Genomic DNA, 13,382 nt, shown 5'->3' with positions numbered 1-13,382 from the left:
CTCCGGCAGACCACACCTGCGCGTGTGCCGTCTGGCTGTAAACCAGGACGGCCCTCCGCACCGGGGTGTTACTTCGAGTAGTACTCGACGATCAGCTGTTCCGAGAGCGGCACATCGATCTGGGCGCGCTCGGGCTGCTGGTGCACCAGGATCCGCAGGCGGCCCGGGATGACCTGGAGCCAGCCGGGAACCGGACGGTCGCCGACGGTCTCGCGCGCCACCTGGAACGGCAGCGTGCTGAGCGACTTCTCCTTGACATCGATGATGTCGTACTGGGTCACCTGGAAGCTGGGAACGTTGACGCTCCGGTTGTTCACGGTGAAGTGACCGTGCGAGACCAGCTGGCGAGCCTGACGACGGGTACGGGCCAGACCGGCGCGGTACACGACGTTGTCCAGACGGCACTCGAGCAGACGCAGCAGGTTGTCACCGGTCTTGCCCTTGAGGCGGTTGGCCTCTTCGTAGTACCGGCGGAACTGCTTCTCCATGACGCCGTAGGAGAAGCGAGCCTTCTGCTTCTCCTGCAGCTGGAGCAGGTACTCGCTCTCCTTGATCCGCGCGCGGCCGTGCTGGCCGGGCGGGTAGGGGCGACGCTCGAACGCCTGGTCGCCGCCGACGAGGTCGACGCGCAGACGACGCGACTTGCGGGTGATGGGGCCTGTATAACGAGCCATTTGTTATCTGTTTCCTTTCCCGCTAGACGCGACGACGCTTGGGCGGACGGCAGCCGTTGTGCGGCTGAGGGGTGACATCGGAGATCGTGCCGACCTCGAGGCCCGCGGCCTGCAGCGAACGGATCGCGGTCTCGCGGCCCGAACCCGGGCCCTTCACGAAGACGTCGACCTTCTTGACGCCGTTCTCCTGCGCCTTGCGGGCAGCGTTCTCGGCGGCGAGCTGCGCGGCGAACGGGGTCGACTTGCGCGAACCCTTGAAGCCGACGTGGCCCGAGGACGCCCAGGAGATGACGTTTCCGGCCGGGTCGGTGATCGACACGATGGTGTTGTTGAACGTGCTCTTGATGTGTGCGTGGCCGTGCGGGACGTTCTTCTTTTCCCTGCGGCGCGACTTCTGAGTCTTCTTGGGGCCGGAGGCCCTGGACTTCGGAGGCATCGGTTATCCCCTACTTCTTCTTGCCGGCGACGGTGCGCTTCGGGCCCTTGCGGGTGCGCGCGTTGGTCTTGGTGCGCTGACCACGCACGGGCAGGCCACGACGGTGGCGCAGGCCCTGGTAGCAGCCGATCTCGATCTTGCGACGGATATCGGCCTGCACCTCGCGGCGCAGGTCACCTTCGACCTTGAGCTCGGGCGAGCTCTCGATGTAGTCACGCAGCTGCGTCACCTGGTCGTCGCTGAGGTCCTTGCTGCGCAGGTCCAGGCTGATGCCGGTGGCCGCGAGGATCTCCTTGGAGCGGGTACGGCCGACGCCGTAGATGTAAGTCAGCGCGATCTCCATGCGCTTTTCACGCGGGAGATCAACGCCCATGAGACGTGCCATGTGGCAGGTTCCTTAGCTGTTGCGGAGGTCTGCTCCCTGTCCGTCCCCTCGTCTTGGTGGGGCACCGGCCTCCGTACCGGTGGTTGGCGCGCACGCCTTCCGGGCGAACCCGGAATCCGCAGCGTGCGGCTGGAGCTGGGAGTTCTTCTTTAGTTGGCCAAGCCGATCAGTGATCGGTGCCCGGCTGGTGATCGACGGGGCGTCAGCCCCGACTTGATCAGCCCTGGCGCTGCTTGTGGCGCAGGTTGTCGCAGATCACCATGACCCGACCGTGACGGCGGATCACCTTGCACTTCTCGCAGATCTTCTTGACGCTCGGCTGAACCTTCACGTCCGTCCAATCTTGTTGTGGTTCACACGGGTGTGAACACAGTTTTTCCCCAGCCCAACCGGCTGGGGAAGTCTGTGGTGGGTCTTGTGACCCGACCCCCGGCTCACACCGGGGCTGGCTGCCGACTCACGCCGACATGACCGCGACGAACGCGATCACTTGTAGCGATAAACGATCCGGCCGCGCGACAGGTCGTAGGGAGACAGCTCGACGACCACACGGTCCTCGGGGAGGATACGAATGTAGTGCTGCCGCATCTTCCCGCTGATGTGCGCGAGAACTTTGTGACCGTTCTCGAGCTCGATCCGGAACATCGCATTGGGCAGCGGCTCGACAACTCGACCCTCGACCTCGATGGCCCCGTCTTTCTTCGCCATGTCCTCCGCGATCCCGGTTACGCTCAACCTGGTTTGTTTGGCTTGTTTCTGCTTACATGGATCTGTCGGTCGAGTTGACCGCTAGACACACAAACAGTCGGCGCATAGGTGCACCGCCGCTCCAGCTTACCGGTACCAGATGGTTCCGGCAAAAATGCCCCCTGCCAGCACCGGCCGCCGGTACTCTCTTCGCCCCGATCAGAGCACGGAATCGGGGCCCGTGAGCCTCTGGCCTCCTGCTCCCCTGTCGTGTCCGGACGTCGCGTAAACTGACCGCTGTCCAGGTAACAGGGTCGAGCAGATCGAGGGGGACTAGTGAGCCGGAACAACGACGGCCTCCCCATGCTGCCGCCGTGGCTGTCCGAGAGCGATGTCACACAGGTCGGCTACGAAGCGCCGGTACAGAATCTTCCGTCTGACGACGTAATCGAAGAGGGACCGAGCCGCCGACGCGGGCGTCAGGAAAAGCGCGGTAGACGCTGGGGGCGCGACAAGAACAACGAGCAGCCCGCCACCGAAGAGCAGCAGCCCGCACCGCAGGGACGCACGCCGGAACCGGCACCGCGCGGGCCGGAAGCGCCGCAGTCCGATTCCCCGCGGGACGATCCGTGGCGCCAGTCGGGTCTGGACGCATACGTCCAGCCGCGGCCGGACGACGCGTGGCAGGCCGGACCGCCGCAGCGCACCGAAGCACCCGCGCAGCGCTCCGAAGTACCCCCGCCGCGCAATGAAGCACCGCCGCAGCGCACTGAGGCACCGCAGCAACGTACCGAGGCACCCGCGCAAGGACTGCCGACCCGGAACCCCGGCCCACCGCCCCCGGCCTTCCAACCGCTGGGCAGGCGCACCGCTGGCGCCGAGCTACCGGCATCGAACGAGCCGACCACACGCCACACGCCAAGTCGGCCCGATCTGCCACCGCCACCGGCCCTTCCAGACCCGCCGCCGCAGGCATCGACGGCCATCCCGGACGCGCCGCCGCGTGGATCCACCGGCGTGCCACCGGCTCCCGTCGAGCGCGCGACACCGCCCGAGTCCAACGGCCCGCCGCCGTGGCTGGCCGGACCGAGGCCCGAGCAGCCCGCGACCGCCCCGGCAGAGCCGCCCCGGCGTCCACCGCTGCCCGATCCCCCACCGCCGCAGGGCAATCCGCCCGTCGATCGGTCGGCCGCGCCACCCGCCGAGCAGGCACCGCAGCGCGCACCGGAAGCACCTGCGCCGAGCCGGGAACCGCAGACGCCACGCGACAACGTCGCGTCCACCCAACCGGGTCCCGCGACGCCTCCGGCTGCTCAGGACCGGCCGGGACCGCAGGATCAGAGCCGCACACCAGGCGACAGAGTCGCGCCCGCCGAGCGGCCCAGTGCCGCAACAACTCCGGGACCTGCGCCGTACGCGCCGGATCGGGCGCAGCCCGGTGCCGAGCACGGTTCCGGTGCGGCGACACCGCCGAGCCAGGAACGCCCGAGCCGAGCACCGGCCGCGGAATACGGACCGTTGGCACCCGACGACATCAGCCCACTCGGTGTCCCGCAGTCCGAGCGCCCCGCCGCCGAGCGCGGCCAGAACGGCACGGCCGGTCCGCAACTGTCCGGCTGGTCGACCGAACAACCGAACAGCACCGAACGCCCGGAATCCGGCCAGCAGCAACGTGACTCCGCTCGCCAAGCGCCCGGCTGGGTGGCCTCGTCGAACGCCGGAACGTCTCGGACGACGAGCAGTGGGCGGCACCGCCAGCCCTCCGAGATCGAGGCGAGCCAGGGCGGCGTCGACGAATCCGGTCGACCGGCACCGCACCCGAACGACCTCGCACAGCCGCAGGCCGGTCCGTACGCACCCGTCGGCCAGGTCGACCCGACCGGCTACATACCTCCCAACATCGGCGGGCAGGCACCGGTCAGCGAGCAGCCCGGTCCCCCGGCTCCGGGCGAGCCGTGGCGCAACGCCGCGGCACCGGTGTGGGCAGACGAAAACGCCACTCCGACACCGCCCTTTGCGGGTGGACAAGCACCGGGCAGCGAACGACCGGGCCCCCCGCCCTGGCAGAACCAGGCAGCACCGGCGTCGTCAGACGAAAACGCCACTCGGACACCACCTTCCGTAGGTGGACAGGCACCGGGCAGCGAACAGCGCGGCCCGCAGCAGCCGACCGACGTGCCATCGCGCGCGCCCGGCGGCTTCGCCGGACCTCAGGTGGGTGGGCAGGCACCGGGCGGCGCATCGCCGACACCGCCTGCGCCGCTGGGACAGTGGGGCCGCCCGCCGGGCCCGACCGGTGGGCAGTATCAGCCTGGCGTGCAGTACCAGTCGGGCCCGCCGCCGTCGCTGGACGACGTGCCGATGCGGCGCGCCAAGAAGTCGCCGGGCAGTGGCTGGCGCAAGGCCGTGCATCACGTGTCGGGTGGCGCGATCAATCCCGGACTGTCCGCGGAGGAACTGCGACTACAGGAACTGGTCGCGCGGATCAGGCAACCGGTGCGTGGCGACTACCGCATCGCGACACTGTCGCTGAAGGGTGGCGTCGGAAAGACCACCACGACAATGGGTATCGGGTCGATCTTCGCGTCCATCCGGGGTGACCGGGTGATCGCAGTGGACGCCAATCCCGACTTCGGCACGCTGTCGCAGCGGGTGCCGCTGCAGACCAGGTCCACCGTGCGCGACCTGCTGCTCGATCCGTCGATCCAGCGTTACTCGGATGTGCGCAGGCACACGTCGCAAGCCACGAGTCGGCTGGAAGTGCTTGCCAGCGAACGAGATCCGGCGGCGTCGGAGGCGTTCAGCGAGGAGGAGTACCGCGCGGTCGCGCGCATCCTGCAGCGCTTCTACAACATCATCCTGACCGACTGCGGCACCGGGCTGATGCACTCCGCGATGTCCGGCGTGCTCGATCTCGCGCATTCGCTGGTGCTCATCTCCTCTCCCGCGATCGATGGGGCCCGCAGTGCCGCAGCGACTTTGGACTGGTTGTCGCTGCACGGACACGACCATCTGGTCCGCAACGCGGTGGTGGTGATCAACTCGCCGCGCGCCGGGTCACCGAATGTCGGCATCCAACAGCTGCGGGAGTACTTCCTGTCCCGCTGCCGCGCCGTGCACATCATCCCGTTCGACGCGCACATGTCCGAGGGCGCCGAGATCGATCTGCACCGCCTGCACAAGCAAACCAAGCGCGCCTACGTCGAACTCGCCGCGACCATCGCGGACGATTTCGCCACCGATCACCGCCGCTACCAACCCTGAAACCCCCCGTGTCACATCGTCACGTGACACGGGGCGCGCCTCCGGAGGATCCGCACTCCCTCTCGGGATCCGCCACCCGAAATAGGGCCCTAGAGCCAGTACGGATCCCGAGAGGGAGTGCGGATTCGTGGTGATGCGCCTCGCGGGCCGCAGCCCGTCCCCCGAGCCGAAAGCACTCGGAGCCAGGCGATTTCGGGCTATACCCACAGACCGTCCATACCCCTCACAGGGTTTACACGCCCTTGTGAGGGGTATGGACGGTCTGTGGGACCTCGCCGGAGGGCGTGGAAGGGGTTCGGGGGCGCTACCACTCGGGGAGACGACGTCGGCCGGCGAGGATGTCGCGGACCAGATCGTCGTAGGCATCGGCGAGTTCGGCAAGGTGATGCCAAGCGCCGTGCAGTCTTTCATCGTGCGCGTCGAGGGTCATCAGCGCGTGGTGCGCGCGCACCGAGGATTCGGCGAGGCGGTCGATGACCGCGCCGACGGTTTCGGTGTGCAGTGTCGCACCGAGCCGGTGCTGAGGCACGCTGCGCGCGACCCAGTCATCGATGGCCATGACCAATTCGACTCTGCGACGCTCGATTTCGAGGACCACCAGCGGGTCGGTGTCCACCGAACCGCCGCGGCCGACCAGTCGCCGCTCGTGCAGCACCGCGAGATCGCGGGCGAACCAGAGCAGCGGACCACCGACCACGCGGTGTCCACGACACGCCCGAACAAGTAGATCCGAAGTGGGAAGCAGCCCAGGAGCATGCGACTGCACCACCGAATCGGCACACCGCAGTGAGCCGGGAAGAGCCATTACGACTGTTGTATCCGAACCTGCCACGTTGCCTCGCCGTCATCGCCGCACAACACCGGATCAGGACGTTCATTACAATAAACCTCTGAAGGCACCTGTCAAGCGTTACCGGGCCGTAGGAAGTCACGAAGAGTACACTTCGTTACCTGCACGACTGACCGAGGAGCAAGATGGCGGACGGTCCGACGTACCACCGGATCGCAGACCTCCTCCGCGAGGAGATCCGCGCAGGCAAGTGGAAACCGGGTGATCGGTTACCCAGCCACACGGAGCTGGCCGAGCACATGCAGGTCTCGCTTACGACCGCTCGCAATGCGATTCAGGTGCTGGTCACCGAAAATCTGGTCTACACAGCGACTTCCCGCGGCACCATCGTGCGAAACCAGGAAGTCCTGGAATCGGTTGTCACCGACCACATTCGACAGGATCGGCCGAAATCGCCGCACGATATCTTCGAGGAGATCGCGCGCGCCGCCCACCGGATGCCGTCCAAGGAGTTCAGCGCCAAGATGGAACCGGCCGGTCCCGCGGTCGCGTTATGGCTCGGTGTACCGGAGGACTCCTGGGTGCTGGCCCGGACGGTCGTCCAGTATCTCGACAACGAGCCGTGGTCCTGGGAGGTCAGCTTCTATCCGCGAGACCTGGCCGAGGCCACCGGAATCGACTCACCGCACGACATTCCGGAGGGCACCACCCGACGGCTGGCCGACCGGGGCCACGCGGAGACCGCGCACCGCGACACGCTGACGGCGCGGCCCGCCTCCGCCGAGGAGGCCACCGTGCTCGGCGTGGCGGCAGGCACGATCCTGCTGGATCACCTGCGGATCGGCGCCAATCACGAGCGGGTCACCAGGGCGACCCGGCACCGCTCCATCGCCGCGAGCAACCGGCTCGCGTATCAACTCGGCGATGCCGAGGGCCTCGGCGTGATCGGTCGCACGCTCGGCGTGCCCTATGAACCAGGTATACCGTCGGTATGAGTGCTATCTTGCTGCGCCAGGCGACAATTGGCGATCTAGGCGTGATCTGTCGACTACGACTGCAACGTACCGCGTGGCTGACCGCGCGCGGCTCCGATCAATGGACGGTCGCGGGCCGTGGACTACCCATCGAGATCTTCGCGCGAGCGGTCGGCCGCTCGCTGGACGCGGGCGAGACCTGGATCGCGGAGATGGCGGGCGAACCGGCGGGCACCATCACCGTCAATCGGCACGCCGACCCGGGGCTCTGGTCGCCGTGGGAACTAACCGACGCGGTCGTCGTCCATTACATGATCGTCGACCTGCGTTTCGCCGGACACCGCATCGGCCACCACCTGCTCGCACACGCGGGAATGCTTGCACGCCAACAGGAACGTGACTGGGTTCGCCTCGACGCCTGGACCACCAACACCGAACTGCACGACTACTACCGCAGGGAGGGCTTCCAGTTCGCCCGCATCGCGGGCCCGATCGCGACCGGCCCGTCCCGCGCCCTGTTCGAACGTCGTGCCGACAGTTGGGATCTCGACGCGCCGGTTACCGTCCCCGCCGCGAGTGCCGTGCGGACCGCACCTAATCTCGGTGCGGTCCAACCGAATAACTGAGATCTACATCGTCGGCGGCATGTAGGCGATCTGCACCATCTCCTGCCCCCTGCTGCGGGACGCCAACGTGCCGCGGCCGGGTGGCAGCTTGCTCGGGCGGATCTCGCCGATGATCTTGCCCTCGTCGCGGGAGCCGCTCATGATCAGCGTGTCCACCGACATGTTCTTCAGGCCGCCGATGATCGGGTCGTAGAGCGCGCGCGAGACGCCACCCATCCGCCGGGTGACCACGAAGTGCATGCCGATGTCGCGGGCCTGCGGCAGGTATTCGATCAGCGGGGCAAAGGGATTGATGCCGCCGGTCGCCACCATGTCGTAGTCGTCGACCACGATGTAGATCTCCGGGCCCTCCCACCAGCTACGGTCGCGCAGCTGCTGCGGGGTGATGTCGGAATCGGGGATCCGCTTGGACAGGAACTCCGCGACCTCCTGGATCATCGGCCCGCAGGTCTGCGACGAGGTGGAGTATCCGGCGAGATGTTCGCCCTCGACCACGCCGAGCATGGTCCGGCGGTAGTCGATCATGATGATCTTCGCCTGGTCCGGCGTCGAGTTCTCCACCACGCCGGTCACGATGTTGCGCAGCAGGGTGGTCTTGCCCGACTCGACGTCGGCGAAGGCCATGAAGTGCGGATCCGTCCCGAAATCCAGGACCAGCGGCTGCAATTCGGATTCGCCGAGACCGACGACCACCTTGGTCGGGCTGAGCGTGATACCTAGTTCCCGGGTGGTGGCCAGCAGCGCGTCGCGGCCGAACTGCAGCGGCAGCATGCGCACCTCCGGCGCCTGCCTACCCGCGTGCAACTCCGCGAGTTCCTGCCGGGCCTGGGTGACACCGTCGGCCAGCGAGTCCGGATCGGAGTCGGAATCCAGTCGCGGCAAGGCGACCAGCATGTGCAGCTGTTCCGGGGTGAGACCGCGACCAGGGCGACCGACCGGAACCTGGAATGCGGTGCGCCGCCCCATCTCCGAGTCCGTCGGGTCACCGAGGCGCAGCTCCAGCCTGGTGCCGATCTGGTCCTTGACCACCGGCCGGATCTCGGCCCACCGGGAGGCGCCGATGATGAGGTGGATGCCGTACGACAGGCCCTGTGCCGCAATGGCGGTGACCTGCGGCTCCAGCACGTCGAACTCTTCCCGGATCACGGCCCAGCCGTCGATCACCAGGAACACGTCACCGAATCGGTCGTCGGCCAACGGATTACCGGCCGACGCCGCGCCGTCGGGCACGTGCGCCGCCGCCGCGAACTTGCGCCGCCGGAATTCGGCCATCGACTCGATGCCGAGCTCGGCGAACCGTTCCTCGCGCTGACGCATCAAGGTGGTGAGCTCGGCGATGGTGCGGCGCACCCGGTCGCCGTCGAGCCGACCGGCCACCGAGCCGACGTGCGGCAGCCCGACCAGACCGGCCATGCTGCCACCACCGAAGTCCAGGCAGTAGAACTGCACATGCTGCGGGGTGTGCGTCGCCGCGGCGGCCATGATGATGGTGCGCAGGGTGGTCGACTTACCCGACTGCGGGCCACCGACGACCGCCACATTGCCTTGCGCGCCGGCCAGACTGATGGTCAGCACGTCGCGCCGCTGCTCGTACGGCTTGTCGATCACGCCGATCGGCATCCACAGCTGGCCGTGCCGGTTGACCGGCGAGCGCCAGTCCGGGTCGGGCAGCAGCATGTCGACCGTCGGGGATTCGTCGAGCGGCGGCAGCCACACCTCGTGCGCCGGGCGGCCGTGCCCGGTCAGTCGCTTGACGACGGTGTCGAGCAGCGAGTCCGGAATCCCCTCCTCCGAGCCGGGCGCGGCGAGTGCCGACGGCGGCGGCGGGAGTTCGAGCAGCGGATTCGTCGGTGACGGCGGCAGATCCAGGGCCGAGTCGTTTTCGAGCGGTTCCGGCACCTCCACCGGCGCGGCGGTGAACATCGCGGGCCGCTGGCCGCCGACCGGACTGCCGTCCTCGCCGGTGACCGTGCCGAGCGGCGCGACATAGGGGCCGGACACGTAGCTTGCGTTGAACCGCAACGGATCCGAGGCATCGCTCTTCAGATATCCGGCGCCGGGCACGCTCGGCAGGTGGTAGGCATCGGTGATGCCGAGCACCGCACGCGATTCGTTGGCCGAGAAGGTACGCAGACCGATGCGGTAGGACAGATGCGACTCCAGGCCGCGCAGCTTGTTCTCCTCCAGCCGCTGCGAGGCGAGCAGCAGGTGCACGTGCAGCGAGCGGCCGAGTCGGCCGATCATCACGAACAACTCGGCGAAATCTGGCTTCTGCGAGAGCAATTCGGAGAACTCGTCGACCACGACGAACAGCGCGGGCAGCGGATCGAGCGGCACGCCCGCGGCGCGGGCCTTCTCGTAATCGGTGACGTTGGCGTAGTTGCCCGCCGACCGCAGCAGCTCCTGGCGCCGGTTCATCTCACCGGCGAGGGCGTCCTTCATGCGGTCTACCAGGGACAGTTCCTCTTCCAGGTTGGTGATCACCGCGGCGACGTGCGGCAGTGAGTCCAATCCGAGGAAGGTCGCGCCACCCTTGAAGTCGACCAGCACCAGGTTCAGCGCGTCCGGCGAGTGTGTGGTGACCAGCGAAAGGACAAGGGTGCGTAGGAATTCCGATTTACCCGAGCCGGTCGCGCCGATACACAGGCCGTGCGGGCCCATGCCGTTCTCGGCCGACTCCTTGATGTCGATCTCCACCGGCGTGCCGTCGGGGGTGATGCCGATCGGCACGCGCAGCCGTTCCCGCGCGGTGCGCGGCCGCCAGACCCGGGCCGGGTCGATCTGCGCCGCGTCCGGGATCTTCAGCAGGGCCATCAGCCCGGGATCGGCCGTCGAGCCCTCGCCGAGGCTGACGATCTGCGCCGCGGTGGCCAGCCGGTAACGCGACAGGGCCCGCGAAAACGCCTCGGCCTCAGCCGCACTCACCTCGTCGGCGGTGGCGAACTTCTCCACGCCCGCCGCGCTGCGGGCGGACACATCGCCGTCGGCGGCGACCAGTTGCAGCCCACGCCGCGCCGCGAGCCCGCCCTCGGGTGCGGTGAGGTCGAGCACGGTCACCGAGTCCAGGCCGGACTCGCTGATCAGCCGTTCGTTGCCGTTGACGTACCCGTCGTCGATGATCACCACCAGGTGCAACCGCCCCTGGGTGGGCTGCGGGTTGCGCATGAAGCGGCCCCGCTCCATCAGCTCGGCCGAGAGCGCGGTCTCCAGCTCGCCGAGCGAGGTGTACATCATCCGGGCCGAGCCCATGCCGTCGCGCAGGGTCGGATGTTGCAGGTGCGGAAGCCATTTCGCCCACGCCCACGGGCCGTCCGGGTCCGCGCAGACGATGGCGACCGCGAGGTGGTCGGGACCGTGGAAGGTGACCAGCTCCATCAGCATGGAGCTGGTCAGCATGCGCGCGTCCTTGGGCTGGCCGCTGATGTTGATCGCCGGGAAGGCGCGCAGCGACACCGCGGTCGGCAGGCTGTGCACCACCGAATGGGTGCGCACGAACCGGCGCAGCGCGACGGTGGAGACCGGCTCCAGATCCTCCAGCGGACCGGTTTCCGGCCGGGCCAGCTTGGTGGCCAGCCGATGGCTGCCCATGCCGACCCGGACGTGCCCGAAGTCGGGATCGTTGGGTCTGCGCTCCCACATCCGCCGCGTGCCGATCAGCGAGGGCAGGTCGGCCGGGTCCGGATGGCTCCAGGCCAGCGTCTCCAGCTGCTTGACGCCGGTGCGCCGCACATCCTTTCGGATCTGATCCAGGTAGCGGAAGTAGTCCTTGCGTTCCTCGTTGAGCTCGACCGCCCGCTTCCCGGTGCCGCCGCGGAAGCCGGCCATCATGCCGACCATCGACATCAGCATCATCATCGGGAACATCATGGACAGCGGATTGGCCAGCAGGTTGCGGCCCATCATGGCCATCATCGCGATCATGCCGACCACCGCGACCACCATGACGACCGGCATCAGCTTCATCATCAGCGGGGCAGGCAGCGCGCGCGAAATCTCCGGTGGCGGGGTCAGCGCCACCTCACCACCGGGTGCCCGTGGCGGCGCTATCCGGGGGCGTCGTACGAAACCTTCGGTAGCCATGGAGTCCTTCGATCAGTCGTGCTGTCTGTGTTCGGCGATGAGCCGTCGCTTACGGGTCGAATTCGGCGTCGATCTCCCGGCGTCTGCGGCGGTACGGAATCGCTACCGCGACACCGATTGCCAGGGCGGTCAGGCAGGTCAGCGAGCCGATCACCGCGATCCGGCGCGGCCGTGGATCGGGTCCGGGCGGGATGACGGGCGCGGCGATCGCGCGTTCGACGTCGGCGCCCTCGCTCACGGACTTGGCGGGCAGCTGCGCGGTCAGCGCGGCGAGCGGGTCGATCAGGCCCGCGCCGATCGCGTCGTCGTGGCCGGTGCCCGGCGCCTGCGCGGTACGCACGATGCGGTCCATCACCTGTCGGGCATCGAGATTCGGGAATCGCGACCGCACCAGGGCGGCCAGCCCGGCGACGTACGGCGCCGCGAAACTGGTGCCGTCCACCGGACGGATGCCCTCGTCGGTCTGCACCCCGTTGACCAGCCCGACGCCGTCACGCTTGCTGTCCAGCGAAACGATGTTGCGGCCGATCGCGGCGACAGCGATCCACGGGCCGTGCAACGAAAGGTCCGACGGCTTGCCGTCCGCGTCCACCGAGCCCACCGCGAGGACATACGGCGAGAACCACGCCGGGCTGGCCACGGTGGTGACCGAACCCCAGCCGGCACCCTCGTTCTGCTTCTGGCACGGCCCGTTGGACTCGACGTTCCCCGCGGCGGCCACCACGACGACATTGCGCTCGTAGGCGTACTTCACCGCGGCGCCGAGCGAGGCGTCGGCGGTGTCGGATCCGGCTGGGCTGCAGGCCACTTCGGAGATGTTGATGACGGTGGCGCCGAGGTCGACCGCCCGCACCACGGCCGCGGCCAGGGTGAGCACGCTGCCGTATCCGTCGGCGCGGATGGTGCCCAGCGGCCGCTCGCCGCCGCGATCCTTCTTCTCGTAGGCCAGGCTGAGCTGGCGGATGCTGAGGATCTCCGCATCGGGCGCCACCCCGGTGAACGCGTCGCCCGGACTCGGCTGGGCCGCGATGATGCCGGCCACCAGGGTGCCGTGCCCGTCGCAGTCGACGGTGCCGTCGGTATCGGAGACGTAGTCGCCGCCGGGTTGCAGGGCGGCCAAGCGCGGATGCCGCTGCACCCCGGTGTCGATGACCGCGACCTTCTGTCCCGCTCCCCTGCTGAACTGCCAGGCCGCGGGCAACTCGAGTACTCGCTGCGAGATCGGCGGCTCGTTCGGCGGCGATCCGGTGAGCGCGGGCTCGGCGCACTGGTCGGCCTGCTGGGTCGGCTCCAAGGGCGCGGGGTGACCGCTCAACGCCTGCGCGATACCCAGCGCACCCGGATCGATGCTCGGCGGCGCGAGCGCGGCGGCGGGCGGAGCGGGTGCGGCCACCACGCCCAGCACCGCGGTGGCGCAGACCATCCGCAGCAGGCTGCGACGGAAGGCGCTAGGTCCCATCTGTTCC

At 68.3% G+C, this 13,382-nt stretch carries 11 protein-coding genes; 3 read left to right on the top strand and 8 right to left on the bottom strand.

The annotated features are described in order from the left end of the window. Positions 1 to 68: 68 nt before the first annotated feature. The 5 genes from rpsD to infA form a co-directional block, all read right to left on the bottom strand. Positions 69 to 674: a 30S ribosomal protein S4 gene (gene rpsD, locus ACQPW1_RS05950; RefSeq protein WP_357386299.1), complete on the bottom strand. Its 606-nt coding sequence runs from the start codon at positions 672 to 674 to the stop codon at positions 69 to 71. A gap of 22 nt (positions 675 to 696) precedes the next feature. Next, on the bottom strand, positions 697 to 1,110 hold the full coding sequence (gene rpsK / locus ACQPW1_RS05945; RefSeq protein ID WP_040731638.1) for a 30S ribosomal protein S11: 414 nt from the start codon (positions 1,108 to 1,110) through the stop codon (positions 697 to 699). Positions 1,111 to 1,120: 10 nt separating this feature from the next. Beyond that, entirely contained in the window at positions 1,121 to 1,495 is a 375-nt protein-coding gene (rpsM, locus tag ACQPW1_RS05940) for a 30S ribosomal protein S13 (RefSeq protein WP_379286811.1), read from the bottom strand. A 217-nt stretch (positions 1,496 to 1,712) separates the two neighbouring features. Beyond that, entirely contained in the window at positions 1,713 to 1,826 is a 114-nt protein-coding gene (rpmJ, locus tag ACQPW1_RS05935; RefSeq protein WP_011207363.1) for a 50S ribosomal protein L36, read from the bottom strand. Between the two features lie 155 nt (positions 1,827 to 1,981). Further along, complete coding sequence (gene infA, locus ACQPW1_RS05930; RefSeq protein WP_003418601.1) at positions 1,982 to 2,203, bottom strand: translation initiation factor IF-1; 222 nt, start codon at positions 2,201 to 2,203, stop codon at positions 1,982 to 1,984. A gap of 1,746 nt (positions 2,204 to 3,949) precedes the next feature. Here infA and ACQPW1_RS05925 point away from each other — a divergent pair. Further along, a complete protein-coding gene (locus ACQPW1_RS05925) occupies positions 3,950 to 5,446 on the top strand; it encodes an AAA family ATPase (RefSeq protein ID WP_433665159.1) in 1,497 nt (498 codons plus the stop codon). Between the two features lie 304 nt (positions 5,447 to 5,750). On the opposite strand, the gene ACQPW1_RS05920 is transcribed toward ACQPW1_RS05925, so the two are convergent. Further along, positions 5,751 to 6,143 (bottom strand): DUF4254 domain-containing protein, encoded by a 393-nt coding sequence (locus tag ACQPW1_RS05920; protein WP_218473858.1) that lies wholly within the window; start codon positions 6,141 to 6,143, stop codon positions 5,751 to 5,753. Positions 6,144 to 6,421: 278 nt separating this feature from the next. Between ACQPW1_RS05920 and ACQPW1_RS05915 the strand changes: the two genes are divergently transcribed. Together ACQPW1_RS05915 and ACQPW1_RS05910 are read left to right on the top strand one after the other, a co-directional pair. Next, complete coding sequence (locus ACQPW1_RS05915; RefSeq protein ID WP_433661735.1) at positions 6,422 to 7,231, top strand: GntR family transcriptional regulator; 810 nt, start codon at positions 6,422 to 6,424, stop codon at positions 7,229 to 7,231. Further along, entirely contained in the window at positions 7,228 to 7,836 is a 609-nt protein-coding gene (locus tag ACQPW1_RS05910; RefSeq protein ID WP_433661734.1) for a GNAT family N-acetyltransferase, read from the top strand. Before ACQPW1_RS05915 ends, ACQPW1_RS05910 begins: the two co-directional genes overlap by 4 nt. 3 nt (positions 7,837 to 7,839) lie before the next feature. Here ACQPW1_RS05910 and eccCa read toward each other — a convergent pair whose 3' ends face one another. Both eccCa and mycP read right to left on the bottom strand, forming a co-directional pair. Continuing rightward, positions 7,840 to 11,916, bottom strand: a complete 4,077-nt coding sequence (gene eccCa, locus ACQPW1_RS05905; protein ID WP_433661733.1) for a type VII secretion protein EccCa — start codon at positions 11,914 to 11,916, stop codon at positions 7,840 to 7,842. Positions 11,917 to 11,965: 49 nt separating this feature from the next. Further along, positions 11,966 to 13,375, bottom strand: a complete 1,410-nt coding sequence (gene mycP / locus ACQPW1_RS05900) for a type VII secretion-associated serine protease mycosin (protein WP_433661732.1) — start codon at positions 13,373 to 13,375, stop codon at positions 11,966 to 11,968. Positions 13,376 to 13,382: the final 7 nt, after the last annotated feature.

Source organism: Nocardia sp. CA-128927 (assembly GCF_050955855.1).
In the GTDB taxonomy this organism is placed as follows: Bacteria; Actinomycetota; Actinomycetes; order Mycobacteriales; family Mycobacteriaceae; genus Nocardia.
Note: the sequence above shows the minus strand (reverse complement) of the source record. Positions and strands in the feature narration are given on the sequence as shown.